The 13,599-nt window shown below is 58.2% G+C and carries 12 protein-coding genes; 3 read left to right on the top strand and 9 right to left on the bottom strand.

What is annotated here, in order from left to right; translation table 11 throughout:
- The first annotated feature begins 84 nt into the window (after positions 1–84).
- Positions 85–1,707, top strand: a complete 1,623-nt coding sequence (locus ETAA8_RS30415) for a hybrid sensor histidine kinase/response regulator (RefSeq protein WP_145097930.1) — start codon at positions 85–87, stop codon at positions 1,705–1,707.
- A 1,215-nt stretch (positions 1,708–2,922) separates the two neighbouring features.
- Here ETAA8_RS30415 and ETAA8_RS30410 read toward each other — a convergent pair.
- Genes ETAA8_RS30410 through ETAA8_RS35045 form a run of 3 tightly spaced genes read right to left on the bottom strand, consistent with a single transcriptional unit; the run spans position 2,923 to position 6,857 of the window.
- Positions 2,923–3,741, bottom strand: coding sequence for an ExeA family protein (locus ETAA8_RS30410; protein ID WP_145097927.1), 819 nt, complete (start codon positions 3,739–3,741; stop codon positions 2,923–2,925).
- A 25-nt stretch (positions 3,742–3,766) separates the two neighbouring features.
- Positions 3,767–5,488, bottom strand: a complete 1,722-nt coding sequence (locus ETAA8_RS30405) for a tyrosine-protein kinase family protein (RefSeq protein WP_202921361.1) — start codon at positions 5,486–5,488, stop codon at positions 3,767–3,769.
- The gene (locus tag ETAA8_RS35045) at positions 5,460–6,857 is read right to left on the bottom strand and encodes a hypothetical protein (protein WP_202921360.1); all 1,398 of its coding nucleotides are present in this window, start codon (positions 6,855–6,857) and stop codon (positions 5,460–5,462) included. The genes ETAA8_RS30405 and ETAA8_RS35045 overlap by 29 nt, the downstream gene beginning before the upstream one ends.
- A 250-nt stretch (positions 6,858–7,107) precedes the next feature.
- Here ETAA8_RS35045 and ETAA8_RS30400 point away from each other — a divergent pair, with 250 nt between their 5' ends.
- Together ETAA8_RS30400 and ETAA8_RS30395 are read left to right on the top strand one after the other, a co-directional pair.
- Complete coding sequence (locus tag ETAA8_RS30400; protein WP_145097922.1) at positions 7,108–8,673, top strand: MFS transporter; 1,566 nt, start codon at positions 7,108–7,110, stop codon at positions 8,671–8,673.
- A gap of 17 nt (positions 8,674–8,690) precedes the next feature.
- Positions 8,691–9,128, top strand: coding sequence for a VOC family protein (locus ETAA8_RS30395; protein WP_145097919.1), 438 nt, complete (start codon positions 8,691–8,693; stop codon positions 9,126–9,128).
- Positions 9,129–9,140: 12 nt separating this feature from the next.
- Here the strand turns inward: ETAA8_RS30395 and ETAA8_RS30390 are convergent, their stop codons facing one another.
- The 6 genes from ETAA8_RS30390 to ETAA8_RS30365 form a co-directional block, all read right to left on the bottom strand.
- Complete coding sequence (locus ETAA8_RS30390; RefSeq protein WP_145097916.1) at positions 9,141–9,434, bottom strand: type II toxin-antitoxin system RelE/ParE family toxin; 294 nt, start codon at positions 9,432–9,434, stop codon at positions 9,141–9,143.
- Entirely contained in the window at positions 9,431–9,691 is a 261-nt protein-coding gene (locus tag ETAA8_RS30385; RefSeq protein ID WP_202921359.1) for an addiction module protein, read from the bottom strand. The genes ETAA8_RS30390 and ETAA8_RS30385 overlap by 4 nt, the downstream gene beginning before the upstream one ends.
- A 66-nt stretch (positions 9,692–9,757) precedes the next feature.
- Positions 9,758–10,351: an isochorismatase family protein gene (locus ETAA8_RS30380; protein ID WP_145097913.1), complete on the bottom strand. Its 594-nt coding sequence runs from the start codon at positions 10,349–10,351 to the stop codon at positions 9,758–9,760.
- 45 nt (positions 10,352–10,396) lie between these two features.
- Complete coding sequence (locus ETAA8_RS30375; RefSeq protein ID WP_145097910.1) at positions 10,397–11,272, bottom strand: DUF3472 domain-containing protein; 876 nt, start codon at positions 11,270–11,272, stop codon at positions 10,397–10,399.
- Positions 11,269–12,936, bottom strand: a complete 1,668-nt coding sequence (locus tag ETAA8_RS30370) for a glycosyltransferase family 4 protein (protein WP_145097907.1) — start codon at positions 12,934–12,936, stop codon at positions 11,269–11,271. Before ETAA8_RS30370 ends, ETAA8_RS30375 begins: the two co-directional genes overlap by 4 nt.
- A 114-nt stretch (positions 12,937–13,050) precedes the next feature.
- Positions 13,051–13,446 carry a response regulator gene (locus ETAA8_RS30365; protein ID WP_202921358.1) on the bottom strand — a complete coding sequence of 132 codons (396 nt, stop codon included), beginning with the start codon at positions 13,444–13,446 and terminating at the stop codon, positions 13,051–13,053.
- Positions 13,447–13,599 lie beyond the last annotated feature (153 nt).

Raw genomic sequence — 13,599 nt, 5'->3', positions numbered from 1 at the left:
AGAGCAGTCGTTTTTAACGTAGATTTGAGAACCGATCTGTCAGGCGGCAGATCGGACCAGAAACACTTCGTCGGTTCGAATGTCATGCAACTTTTGCTGATCGAGAACGATCCCTGGATCGCCAGCCTGCTGTGCGAAGCTGCCAGCATGCGCGCGAGTGGGCTGAACATTCGGCACGTCGACACGTTCGAACTGGGGGTCGAGTTTCTCCGCTCGAAGCCAATCGATGTGGTGCTGGTCGAACTCAATCTGCCCGACGAACAGGGCCTGCGCACGCTCGACCGCCTGCGCAACGAATTCCCCCAATTGCCGGTGGTGGTGCTGACCAGAATCGCCGACGAAGACATGGCGATCACGGCGATTCAGTCGGGCGCGCAAGACTATTTGATCAAAGAGGCCGTCAGCTATGGCCTCGTCTCGCGCAGCGTGCGGTATGCCTACGAGCGCAAGCAGATTGAGATGGAACTCGAACGCGCCAAAGAAGAGGCGCTGGCGGCCAGTCGCGCCAAGAGCGAGTTCCTCGCGCACATGAGCCACGAGATTCGGAGCCCGCTCACCGCGATTCTCGGCTTCTCCGATAATCTGCTGGAACCGAAGCTCGCGCCCGATGAAGTGGTGGCCGCCGCCGAAACGATCAAGCGCAACAGCGAGCACCTGCTCGAAATCGTCAACGACATTTTGGACATTTCCAAGATCGAGTCGTGCCGGTTTGAAATCGATCAATTGAACTGCAGCCCGGCGCAGATCGTGCTCGATGTGATGGAAGTCCTCGAACCGCGGGCTCGGGGCAAAGGGCTGAAACTCTCGCTCGACTGGACGCCGGGCGTTCCCGCCACGATCACCAGCGATCCGGTGCGTCTGAAGCAGATTCTGCTCAACCTGGTCAGCAACGGGGTGAAGTTCACCACCAGCGGCGAAGTGCGGATTGGAGTGCGCTTGATCGAGCGCCCCGCTCACGAACCACTACTGCAGTTCAGCGTCAGCGATACTGGTATCGGCATGACGATTGAACAGCAACACGGTCTGTTCAAGGCCTATCAACAGGGGGGCTCGTGGGTCAGCCGCACGTATGGCGGCACGGGTCTCGGCCTGGCGATCAGTCGCGAACTGGCGCGCAAGCTCGGAGGCGATATCTCGCTCGAAAGCGAATTGGGGCAGGGAAGTCGATTCTTTGCCTGCGTCGCAACCGGCTCGCTCGAAGGCGTATCGCGGCTAAATACGATTGAAGAAAGCGAAGCCCAGAACAATGTGCGGACAACGTTGCGGATGACGAACATCCGCCTCGCTTGCCGCGTCCTACTTGCGGAAGATGGCCCCGACAATCGCCGGCTGATTTCGTACCTGCTCTGCAAGGCAGGCGCGCAAGTGACGTTGGCCGAGGATGGTCAGCAAGCCGTCGATTATGCCCTGGCCGCGGACGCGACCGAAGAACCATTCGACCTGGTGTTGATGGATATGATCATGCCGGGCATGGATGGCATTCAAGCGACCCGGCGGATTCGCGAAGCGGGGCTGCGGCTGCCGATCATCGCCCTCACTGCCAACGCCATGAGCGGAGTGCGGAGCCAATGCCTGGCTGCTGGCTGCGACGACTTTGCCACCAAGCCCATCGACCGCAGCACGCTCCTCACCGTCATTCGCAAATGGGTGAAGCCGACCTCGACGAACCTGGCTGCGCTGCGAATTGAAAACAACCAGTCACGCTGACACAAGTAGGGTGCGGCCGACGTCGCGGCTGATGTCGTAGCCATGTCAATTGAATTTCCCGCGACGAGGCGCACCAAGGAAGTCCGTAAGACTGGCGGTCTCGCGTTCCGCGAAAGCGCCCAACAAGTTAGACGGCGAGAATGTGCTTCCAACCGGTCACCGATAGCGCTTTCGCGCCCAGAGAGATCAGTTCCGCTCCCTTCCCTCCCAAGCTGGCTACACGCATGAATGGTTACAATAATGTTCGACCACTCACGTTGGCATGGAGGAGCCTGTTGCAGGGGCAATGCCTGTGCAAATAGCCCGACGCGTCAGCGAGGGGAAATCAAGATCAACCGTTCCTCGCAGCGGAACGAGATAACAGAATAGCTCCCTCGCTCATGCGTCGGGCTACTTAGAAAACTCGTCATGCCAGTGTGAATTGCAACTTTTTTTCGCGGCCGTGACCAGACGTGTCACGCCGAGAGCATCTAATATTCAACAGGTGATCTTTTTCAATTTGGTAATTTTGGCGCGATAATCGCATATAAAATCTACAGCGATTCGTCGTGATGTGTGGGCGTCTTGCTGAGTCACTGCTGTGGAGCGTGATGGAATGTTCCGCTGGGATATTGGAAAGTTTCTGTTCGCCCCTCAGGCTTAAACAGTGCGACGCACGTCCCCGTTCTATCCGGATAATGGAAATTGAATGGCATGGTTTCCAGACCGGGGCAAGGACTTAGGGCGAGGGCATCAGTCGCAAATCCTTGCCACTAGACTCATTACGAGATAGCGGAAACTTTGCGAACAACTGTGCTTAATGGAAATTTCCAGTTCGCCCCTCAGACCTGAACCGCACGCTGCTCGTTCGCGCGGCATCCGGATAATGGAAATTGAAAAGTGATGGTTCCAAATCGTGGCAAGGACTTATGGCGAGTGCATGTGCCGCAAAGGCTGGGCTGACAAAGTGTTACGAGATAATGTAAACTTCTCGCGCGACTTCACTTAACGGAAATTTCCTGTTCACGGTTCTGAGTGGGCGGAGAGCCCATTGCGAGTTTGCAAATTTAAGCGGTCATCAATTAACAGCTTGGCGTGCAAAACAGTGGCAGGGGGGTGTTCAAATAAGAAGTCGATAGTTGAACAGCACCTAGCGCAACTCTCGGGTTTCCGAGCTGTCCGTGTTCAACTATTGCCGGTATTGTTGAACGTTTAGGTGCGGAATGAGGGCTTGGGTTACTCAGCCGACGACGTGAGGAGCTCTTCCGAGATCGCGTCGATTTGAGCGGCGTCGATGGTGGTGGCCTCTTCGGCAAAGCCGACGAGGAGGGCGAGATCGCAGAGGCGGTTCACGCGCCTTGGGACGCCCAGAGAGTGCTGATGGATGGCTTCGAGCGCGTCGTCGCTGAAGATCTGGCGTTCGACGCCGGCAGCCAGCAGACGATGTTGCACGTAGGCCATGGTTTCGGTCTGCGTCAGGCGGCGGAGCAAGCACTTGACGGCAAATCGCTCCTCCAGGTTGGGTGTTCGTTCGATGGCGACGAGTAGCCCCGTTTGCCCGATGAGCAGCAAGGTCGCCACGGGTCGCCCAGCGTACTGCAAGTTGAGCAGGAGGCGCACCGTTTCCAGTCCACCATTGGCCGCGAGCAGATGTGCTTCGTCAATGATGACCAGCGCGTGTTTGCCCGCGCGAGCATTTTCGCCGAGAACTGTTTCGATCCGGCGGAGGCTTTGTTCGAGTGTTTCCGCAGTCTGCGAACTGACTTCGTTCAACTGCCCAGCGAGGTAGATGAGAAGTTGATCGCCGGGAAGTTGCGGAAAGACGATGTTGAGTCGCGGGGTGAGACCTTCGCCACACTGCCGCAGCAGCGTTTGAATGAGCGTGGTCTTGCCCACACCAGCTGGGCCTGCGAGGAGTGCCGCGGGCTGTCGCATCTCGACGGCGTAGCGCAGTTTGAGAAGTGCCCCCTGCTGGCTTTCGCCCGGGTAGTAGAAGCGCGCGTCGGCCGTGTGATCGAACGGCCGAGCGTTGAGTTGCCAATGCGCTTCGTACATGGTGCGGGTCCGTCAGTAACAGCAATTACAGGAAGGAGATTTCGGGGTGCGTGACAAAGTTTTCGGCAATGCCGACGGCTTCGATGCCCGATTCGTACAAGCGATCGCCCACGGTGCGGCTCTCGCCGACCGAAGCGAAACGGGTATCGCGAACAACGACCGCAGCGTCGAGCGGGCAGTTCTCTCCCTTGGGAAAGAGTGGCTCGCTGCCGGCGCCCAAAGGTCCGAGGTCGACGATCACCAATTCGAACGTTGCGGCCGTGGCTCGCAAGGTGGCGGTGACGCGTGGATCGGCCAGCGACAACGGTGCCGACGACGAAGTGACTTCCAGCGGCAAGACGGTCAGGCGATCGGCCAGCGACTTTACCGCTGCTTCGCTGAGTGGAATCTTGCCGGTCGCCGCTTCTTGCCAGCCGTAGGCGGTTTCGAGACCGAGCATCGATGCCAATTGCGGGCGCGTGAAGTCGGCATCGACCAGGGCCACATGAATGCCCGCTTGAGCGGCCGCACGAGCCAGGCAAAGTGCGAGCGTTGTCCGCCCTTCGCCCCGACGACTGCCAGTGACACCGAGCACTTTCAAGCCACCACGAACCACGCTCAGCAACTTGCTGCTGGCACTGGCGAAGTAGCCGCTGGGATCGTGCATCAACTTGTCGCAGAGGGCGGGCCAGGTGAAGCGATCGACTTCCCAGAGCGGAACATAGGGCCGCTTGGGAACTGTCGCCTCGACGACCTTCTGTTCGGCTTGCTGCTCAGCTTTCTGTTCAGCTGGTTTAGCCTCTTCAGGAGTCGAGACCGCGGGCTGAGTTTGTTCGGTGGTTGGCAAGCCTTCAGGTGAGGCAGTCGGCGAGATCGCAATCGACTCGGGGGCCGAAAGCATGTCTTCGACGATTTGCAGTTCGTCTTCGAGGGATGTTGCAACGGGAGCGACGTGAGGCGCAGGAACGCTGGCGTGACTGTTATCGATACGAAGCTTGCGCTTCGACTTTTTCTCGATGGGAGTTGCGACGATGGCCGCTTCAGCAATTTCGGTTTCGGCAGTGGCTTCTTCGGTGTCGTTCGTGGTTTGCCAACCGTTGGCGACGCTCTCGGTGCAGGTGACTGCAGGAGCCATCGGCAGTGCGAGCCAGGTCTCGGCATCGGCTAGCGAGATGAGCGAAGAGTGGGCCACGATTGGTCCATCGACGGCCCAGAGATTGGCAATCGCTTGCGGTGCAGACGGAGGCAACTCGGCCGTTGGTTCAACCGCCAGATTCTGTTCGTGGTGAACAATGGGCTCCGGAGGAACTTCTGGCGCTGGTGGTTCGCTGAAGACAATTTCCGGCGGAAGTTCGCCATCGGTGCCACGTTGGAGCAGATCGAGCCGGGCAAGTTGCCGGGCGACCTCGAGCATGCTTCGCGACCAGTTACGGCGCGGCGGCAGCGACATGGGCGATGATTCGGCAACGGGTTCAACGGGCGTAGGTTCGGGCAGAATGACTTCCGGTCGACTCGCCGTGCGGCGCTGCAAGCGTCGCGGAACCTTGCGTTCCGGTTGCAAATGCGAATGGGGCACAGTGCGCTCGCCGGCTTCCGCATCGACGCGATAGAACGCACCAGCATCATACATGGCGTCGAACGCGGCTGACTCGCCGTGGTCGTGAGTGGATGTGGCCGGTGCGTAGTTGCTGCTCGGCGGAGTGCGTGGAACAGCAGCTGACGGTTCTTTCGCAAAGGCTTTAATAAAGGCCTGATCCAGTGCGCTCATAGCGATTACCGCCGGGGGTGGAGGTGAACGAAGTAGGAGACGTGCGCGAAGGTGCGCGACCGCTGCCTTGCTCATCGGGTGGAGCAGGGGGCAGGAGCGGGGCATCTCGCAAGTTTGTTTCGGGATACTGCGGGGCGTTTAATGTCGGGGCAGTGGCCGGAGCGTTTGATGCAGCAGGAGCCGTTGCGGCCGGAGCATCGGGGCGAGTGGCAACTCGCGCTTCGCCACTTTGCTGCCAAGGGAACAATGGTTCGCCACTGGGAGCGGCATTTGCCGGAGTTGGGTTTGGCATCGGCGGATGCAGATCAGCGGTCGAGCTAGGGCCAGGCTTGTTGGCATCGGCAGTTGCTGGCGAAGGTGTGGTATCGAGTGGATGGCTCGGTGCTTCGACCAAGCGCGGCGCAGTGTTGGCCGCTTCAGTTGGGGGATGATCGTGGTCGTGATGTCCGGGCTCTTCAATTGCCAGACCAACCGGAGCAGACGTATTGGGATCGGCCACTTCAGGCTTGGGTTGATTGCGGCGGGCGAGGTAGATCGTACCGATCAACGCGAAGACAAAGCCAATGGCGATGATCTTGCCATGCGACTGCAACCAATCGCCACCCTTGCCTGCCACCTTCTGCTGGCGTGCTTCGTTCCGTTGACGCCGGAGCGAACCGGGCGAAGGTTTGGCAGCGCTGGCGGCAGCATCAGTTGCTTCGGCTTTGGGAGCGGAAGTCGCAGCCACTGTAACGGCCGCAGGCTTGGCTTCCGACTTAACGTCGGTCTTGGCTTCGACTTTGGCCTCGGCTTTGACTTCGCTCTTGGCGGGGGTTTTTGCTTCAGCCTTGATTTCAACTTTCGCTTCCCCCGCATCGCTGACAAGGGCAGCTGCCTTGACGGCAGTCTCAATGGCAGCTGGCAAAGTGCTGGCAATTGCGGGGGCGACTAATGGCTCAGATTTAACTTCTGGCAGTGGCTTGGCACTGGCGGGAGTCTTCGCCGTTCGCTGTGGTCGATCTTCGCTGGGCGAAGTGGTTAAACCCATCGTAAGCGCGGTCGTCGAGAGTCCGCTCGGGGTTTCGAACAATCCGGTCGGTGTCTTGGGCCACGGGTCACTGAACGTGCTGGCTGGGTACGCGACAATTGGGGTGCCCACCGCGGCGTGTGAGCCGGGAAGTGGCGACATTTCGATGGGAGCCGGACTGGCAGCCACCTGAGCCGTCATAGCCGCCGGAACGGGCGCTGTCGCCGGCACGGGCGGCAGTCGGTTGATGTCTGCCAATTGAAATAGCAGGGGCATCTCGCGGGCACGATGCAGTTCGGTCGCTGGCTCCGGACGAGCGGACCAGAGAGAAGCACCCGTCGATTGGTCGGTTGTATTCTTCATGAGTGGGGGAGTCCTTTCCCCAGCTGCCACGAGGGCAGATCATGCTCGCGCTATGCCATCCTGGCGGCGCGCGAAGGGATGTTGTCGCCTTCCTGTTATCGGTAACGGACTTAACGGTCTTGAGCTTTGGTGAAACTTTGCGGTCAAATGTCGTTGCTGTGCCAGCAGTGCGCGCATTCCGTCCACCCGTTCGGCATGTTATCATTCTGACCTTCCCGCCGAATTCCTCCCCGCGATTTTGGAGTGAGAGATGTCTCAGCCTGGCCAACCGTTGAATTCCTCCAGCGGTTTCAGCTTAACCACCGTGCAATGGCTGATTTGCTTCATCGCAGCCATCGGGTTTGCCTTCGACATCTACGAGCTGTTAATGCTGCCGCTGATCGTGCGCGATGCCCTGTTGGAACTGGGCAAGATTCGCCCAGGCACCAAAGAGTTCACCATGTGGTTCAGCCTCCTGTTCTATGTGCCGGCCGTGGCTGGTGGCATCTTTGGGTTGCTGGGTGGTTACCTTACCGATCGACTCGGTCGTCGCCGCGTGCTGACGTGGAGCATTCTGCTATACGCGTTTGCAGCATTCGCAGCCGGTTTCTCAACCAGCTTGCCAATGCTACTTTTCTTCCGCTGCCTTGTGTTCATCGGCGTGTGCGTCGAGTTCGTAGCTGCAGTTGCCTGGTTAGCTGAACTCTTCGACAACCCCAAGCAGCGCGAAGGAGTGCTCGGCTTCACGCAGGCGTTCTCGTCGTTGGGTGGTCTGTCCGTCGCCATGGTTTCGATCATCGTAGCCTCGTGGGCCAAGAACGAAGCCCCGAGCATTCTCTTCAAGTCGATTACGCTTCCCGCGTTGCAGTTGCCCGCAATCGCATTGCCCAGCTTTCTGAGTTTTCTGGGAACGATCGAAAACCCGCATGCTGGTTGGCGCTACTTGCTCATGTCGGGTTTGATTCCGGCCATTCCGCTGATCTTGATTCGCCCTTTCCTGCCTGAATCGCCTGCGTGGGCCGCCAAGCGCGAGAGCGGCAAGCTCCGCCGGCCTTCCATTGCCGAGTTGTTTTCACCCGCCTTGAAGCGGACAACCATCGTCACCACATTGATGTTCACTTGCAGCTTTGGTGTAGCTTTTGGCGCGATCCAACAGATGCCGCAGATCGTGCCGGGACTTCCGGAAACGAAAGAAGCCATTGCCAAGGCACTGGAAGCGAGGTTCCCGGCCGAGAAACAGGAAGCGCTGAAGGCAAAACTGGCTGCGGAAGGCAAAAGTGAAGTGGATATCACGAAGGCCGTTAATCTCGAGATTCGGAAGGTTGCCGGACCGATCGAGCAATCGATGGCCAGCCATGCGACGGAACGGCAAGAAGTGGGCGGGCTTGTCGGCCGCTTTTTGCTCGCCATCTTGATTCTATTCGTTGCCAGTCGGCGAACACTGCTGCGAATGTTCCTGATTCCCGGCATGCTTCTGATGCCGATCATCTTTGGCTATGCCGGCACCACCAGCCTGCATTATCTCGAGTACGGCATTTTCGTCGCCGGTTTGCTTACGGTGGCTCAGTTCAGTTTCTGGGGAAATTATTTGCCTTTGGTATATCCAGTTCACTTGCGTGGCACGGGGGAAAGCTTTGCCGCTAACATCGGTGGCCGACTTATCGGGACTTGTTTCGCGGGCGTTACGCAATGGATTGCGGTGTATCTGCCGATCGACGAGCCTTATCCCACCAAAGTTGCCTACACAGCGGCTGGAGTAGCCTTCACCCTGTATGTGGTGAACTTTATCGCCAGCTTTTGGCTACCGGAACCGGGCCCCGAGAGCTTGCACGAGTAAGCAGAAAGGTGTCTACGATGCCTGCTGAACCCGCGAAGACAACCGCGAATATTATCCCCTGCCTGCGCTACCAAGACGCGCACGCAACGATCGAGTGGCTTTGCACCGCCTTCGGCTTTCAAAAGCGGGCTGTCTATGCGGATGAACAGATGGTGCATCATGCCGAACTAACGTTCGGCAATGGGATGGTCATGCTGGGCTCGAATGTGGAGAGTGAGTTTGGCAAACTCACCGCTCTTGCTGCCGAGGTCGGTGGTCGCGGCACGCAAAGCCCGTACATCATCGTCGCGGATGCCGACGCGCATCACGCTCAGGCTATCGCACACGGCGCGAAGGTCGTCATCCCGCTGAAGACCGAAGACTACGGTGGTCGCGGCTATTCCTGCCTCGACCCCGAAGGGAACCTCTGGACGTTCGGCACGTACGACCCGTGGACAGTGAAGCCGCAGGGGTGAGTGGGTGATTTGCTAGTGGCTCAGGCGCTGCTTGATCCAATCGGGATCGCGCCGTCGATCAACGACTGCCAAGACAGTAACCAGATCATTGCGAATGTCGTAATAGATCGCGAACGGAAATTTGTCGGACAGAGATCTATGAATATCCTGTTCCCGTGCATGGATCCCAGCGAATCGCTTCAACTTATCGATGTCTGCGAACAGGCAATTCAAAAAGTATCGCCCAAGACCTGGAGCTTGTTTCTCGTAGAAATAAAATGCCTCGTCGAGATCTGATCCTGCTTCTGGGGCAATCTCAATCCTCATTGGCGTTCGTTAATTCGGTTCAGAATATCGCTCTTGGCTACTTCCCAATCCTTGGCTTGCGTACGCCCTTCATCGAGCGATTTTCTTCTCTCGCGGGCTAACTCATAGTGCCAATCTGGCGAGGGGATATCCTCTGCGTTCTTCGCCAGAGCATGCCAAATAATTTCCATTGCCTCCAGCTTTTCTGCAACGGTCATCGAATTAAGACGGACACGCCATTCGTCTGTGATGCTTGTTGTGGGAATGCCTACTGACATAGCAAATCTCGCTCGATCGGAAATAAGTACCTACTGATAGTCTACTCCCAGTTTGCCAATTGTGCCTCATCCAGGCCCCGCTTCCTTCACTAGCGCACTAATGGCTTTGAACTGCGGATTCGCAGCCGTTTCGCACCACTCGAATAACGTCGCTTCGGTGGTGGTGATGGTCACGCCGCTGGCATCGAGGCGGCGAATGGCGATCTCGGCGTCGAGCGTCGAGCGTGAACTGATGGCATCGACCGCCAGGTAGACGCGAAAGCCTTCGCTGAGCAAATCGAGCACGGTTTGTTGCACGCAGACGTGGGCTTCGATGCCGCAGACCAGCACCTTGTAGATCCCTTGGTCCCGCCACTGGTAGAAAATCTCGGCACACTCACGCGAGCTGAAGAGCTTCTTCGCGGGCAGGGGGCCAATTCGCTCGGCGAGAGCTGGTGTCGTCGGTCCCAGTCCTTGGGGATATTGCTCGGTGCCAGCGACTGGCACGCCGAGCAGTTTCGCGCCGTCGATCAGGCGGCGGCAGTTCCAGGTCACGCGTTCATGGCCAGCAATCAGCTTGAGCAACTTCTCTTGCATATCGACGACCAGCAGCCCAGTAACGCCAACATTCATTAACTCCATGCTGCGCTGCAGCCGCGGATTTTCAGGTGATTCGTTCATTCCCCGAACATATCCCACTAGCCCGGTTTCTTAAAGCTGTCACCGCTATTTACTCGCGGGCAAGGCGAGCAACTTCGCTAAGTCGGCGGGAACTTGCCGGTCGGCGATCGGCAGGTCGATCGGTTTGTTCAGCGGTATATCGGTGTTCGTGGTTTCGCCGCCGGTGGCCAGAAAGAAGAGGCGGTCTTTGAGTCCGGCGTTGATACTCATCGCCGGATTGCCGTCCGCAGTAAAGCGAGCTCGATTCACGGGCTGCCATTTGTTTTCAATATCTCGCACCCAGGCGTTGCCGAAGCGAGCCACGCGGGCATGAGTTGCCGAGATCTTGTTGCGGCGAAAATCTTCAACGAATGAATAATAGCCGCCGAGTGCTTCGTCTTTCGTAATGGTGCTGAAGGTCACCAGCTTCAACCATCGACTCTCTTTGTCCTGGTAGATCCAGCCCGTGTAGGCAGTTCGCTCGTCCTTTCGCTCGCTCGTTATCAGCAGGCGATAAGTCTGGCCATTCTGCCAATCGAGGTCGAGAAATGATTGCCCACCAGTTCCTTCGCCGCCAAATCGCTTTACGCGGACGGCTGGGTCGCTATAGAGAAGCTTCACACGCTCCTTTTCTTCGACGCTCTTGGGATCATTCTGATTGCCAGGGTCCCAGACGGAAAAGATCGCGACCTTACGCTTCTCATCGAGCTGTTGAATGCCGAAATAGCCGTGATTGAAACCGCAGACGCAAAAGTAAGTGCCCGGTGCCGATTGATCGACGATAACCTCGTTATAGAACGCATTTCCCGCTGGCGCGGTATAGCCCAGGTGAACACTACGGCACGCCAGTCCCGCGAGCTTTTCGTCCGCGTGCGTGGCTGGAGCAGTCAGAGTCAGCATCAACAACGAAAGCAGCAAGAGCTGGGTTAGAATTAGTTTCATCTTTTAATTCGCAAGGCATCGATTTTGAGCAGGTAACCAATCGTTCGCCACAATTGTACTTCGCGGCCCGCATAGGTCATTAGCAGGTCTTCGATTGTCGTTTCCTGAACCAGCTGCAAATGTCCAAGTAACACCTGCCATTGTTCGGCCGGCAGGCGCGAATCGGCACCAAAGGACATCATCCAGTCGGCGTTGATTTTTGCCAGCGATGCTTCATCGACTTCGCCACCGAGTTGCAGCCTGGTCGTGGGTGATAGCTGTTCAGTGGCATAGTGGGCGAACAAGTGGAATGGATCTTCGCCAAGGGGATTGGCCGGCGAATTCGCTCGTCGAGGCGCGTGCTCGGTATCGGTCTTCCGTCGTTCTGCCAGTTCTCGCCAGAGGGCTTCGTAGCGAGCGATAATGTGCCGCCAATCGAACTCCGCAGTTGCTCGCGCGAGGCCCGAGGCACCAAGTTGCTTTCGGAGCGCAGGGTTCTCAATCAGTTGCAACAGCCGTCGCGTGCATTGGTCGACGTCAACCGCAGTGATCATCGCCGTTCGCGCAATATAGGCGTTGTAGGCCAAGAGCCCGCTCCAATGATCGCGGGCCAGTTCTTCGCCGACGCCACCTGGCGGCATCACCGTGGGAATGCAAAAGCCGTCGACTTCGTGCCGCACAGTGGCGCGATAGCCGTTCCAGTCGGTACAGATGACCGGCAGCCCACTGGCCATGGCCTCCAGTGGTGTAAGCCCGAAGGTCTCTTGAATATTGTCGGACAGAGACATGAAGACATCCGCAGCGGCCCAGGCTTGTTCGCGGACTTCAGGACGACGTCCGTCGAGGAACACACAATCGACGCCGGGACAAAAGCTCTTCGTCGAGTCACGAAAGGCCTTCTCTTCCCGATCGTTTTCGAACCAGCCCACCTGAATCAAACAGAGTTTCTTCTTGGTCGCGCGCGCTGCGCGCGAGATCGCCTGATACGAAGCTAACGGATGGGCTTTGGCGTAAAAGTTCAAGCGGCCTACGTACAAGATGGCGATGTCGTTGTCGGCAATACCGAGTGTCTTGCGCAGGCCGTCACGCAGTTTCGCGCGGGCGGCATTGGGCACGAAGGCAGCGCAGTCGACGCCAAGGGGAATGATAGGCAACTGAACGTGCGACTTGGGTTGCCCACCGGTGCGCTCGGCCAGGTATTCGCACCAATGTTGCAGCACGTAATCGACGGTGTCTTTCACGGCCTGACTCGTGCAAATCAGGGCATCCCAACTTTGCAGCGGAGCGAGAGGCAGGTCGCTGAAAAAGCTCATCACTGCTTTACTGCAAATCGTGTGGGTGATGCCGCACAGACTATATGCCCGCTGATCGTAACTGCGACGCTGCCAGGCGAGATCGCCAAGCGCTGGGTCGGGCCGGTAGAGCGTGCCGACCTTGGAAAGACCTTCGAGCCAGCGGGCAGGAATCCATTGCGGCGACTTGCCAGCGGGGAGCCAAGGCTGAATGCGCTCGACAAAGTCCTCGTACTCTTTTTTGCCAGGGGACGCGCAGGGAAGCAACGTCGCGCCGGAATAACGCACCCAGCCCTTGAGGAACTGTTCGCCGGCCGCTTGGCGCCCCACCAACCGTTTGCCGCTGGTATCGTAGCCATCCGGTTCGTACCAGACGGCCGCTGTTGTTGTCACGCCGATGTCCTCTGCGAGATTGAATTCACCACGCCGCAACTACGAAGGCGCAGCTTGCAACGACGATAGAATACCGCAGCGAGAGTGGCAGCGCGGAGAGGCGGTTGAGTTTACCTAGGCAGCTTTGTTGCCCGCGAGTCGTTCAATTGCCTGCACCAGCGGGCCGTAGTGAAACGGCTTGGCTACGAAGCGGTCGGTTTGCGCTTGGCGATGAGGCGGGCTGTTGCCAAGCACGATCAGGCCCGTATTAGGGTGACGAGTTTCGGCGGCAAAATCATTCTGCACTCCATCGTCGACACAAGGTTGATCGAAGTCTAGCACGATCACATCCGGCCGCTCGGCACGGGCAATAACCAGACCGTGACGTGGTTCGTCCGCTTCGAAAATGCGCAGCCCCCGCAACTGCAGGATCGTGGCAAGAACCTCACGCGCTTCGGACGAAGGTTCGACGAGCAGCACGCTAGGCTGCGTTGAATCGGGGCGAGACGATTCGGGGTAGGATCGGTTCACGCGCGGGGCTCCGCAAGGGAATTTCTCAAATTGCCAGGCCGGGGAGGTCGACACTGCTAGCTCGGAAAAGCGTGGCCATCTGTGCACGCCAATCCTCAACGGACTGCGTGGGGCAGTCCAGGTGGGTCGGGAGAATAGCTGGCTGACCGCGCG

This window comes from Anatilimnocola aggregata (genome assembly GCF_007747655.1).
In the GTDB taxonomy this organism is placed as follows: Bacteria; Planctomycetota; Planctomycetia; order Pirellulales; family Pirellulaceae; genus Anatilimnocola; species Anatilimnocola aggregata.
The sequence above is the reverse complement of the archived record's forward strand: the minus strand, read 5'-3'. Positions and strand labels throughout refer to the sequence as shown.

What these genes read in the sequence shown, in the direction of transcription:
- ETAA8_RS30415 (WP_145097930.1), top strand. Translation starts at nt 85, where the DNA reads ATGCAACTTTTGCTGATCGAGAACGATCCCTGGATCGCCAGCCTGCTG.
- ETAA8_RS30410 (WP_145097927.1), bottom strand. Translation starts at nt 3,741, where the DNA reads ATGTACGAAGCGCATTGGCAACTCAACGCTCGGCCGTTCGATCACACG.
- ETAA8_RS30405 (WP_202921361.1), bottom strand. Translation starts at nt 5,488, where the DNA reads ATGAGCGCACTGGATCAGGCCTTTATTAAAGCCTTTGCGAAAGAACCG.
- ETAA8_RS35045 (WP_202921360.1), bottom strand. Translation starts at nt 6,857, where the DNA reads ATGAAGAATACAACCGACCAATCGACGGGTGCTTCTCTCTGGTCCGCT.
- ETAA8_RS30400 (WP_145097922.1), top strand. Translation starts at nt 7,108, where the DNA reads ATGTCTCAGCCTGGCCAACCGTTGAATTCCTCCAGCGGTTTCAGCTTA.
- ETAA8_RS30395 (WP_145097919.1), top strand. Translation starts at nt 8,691, where the DNA reads ATGCCTGCTGAACCCGCGAAGACAACCGCGAATATTATCCCCTGCCTG.
- ETAA8_RS30390 (WP_145097916.1), bottom strand. Translation starts at nt 9,434, where the DNA reads ATGAGGATTGAGATTGCCCCAGAAGCAGGATCAGATCTCGACGAGGCA.
- ETAA8_RS30385 (WP_202921359.1), bottom strand. Translation starts at nt 9,691, where the DNA reads ATGTCAGTAGGCATTCCCACAACAAGCATCACAGACGAATGGCGTGTC.
- ETAA8_RS30380 (WP_145097913.1), bottom strand. Translation starts at nt 10,351, where the DNA reads ATGAACGAATCACCTGAAAATCCGCGGCTGCAGCGCAGCATGGAGTTA.
- ETAA8_RS30375 (WP_145097910.1), bottom strand. Translation starts at nt 11,272, where the DNA reads ATGAAACTAATTCTAACCCAGCTCTTGCTGCTTTCGTTGTTGATGCTG.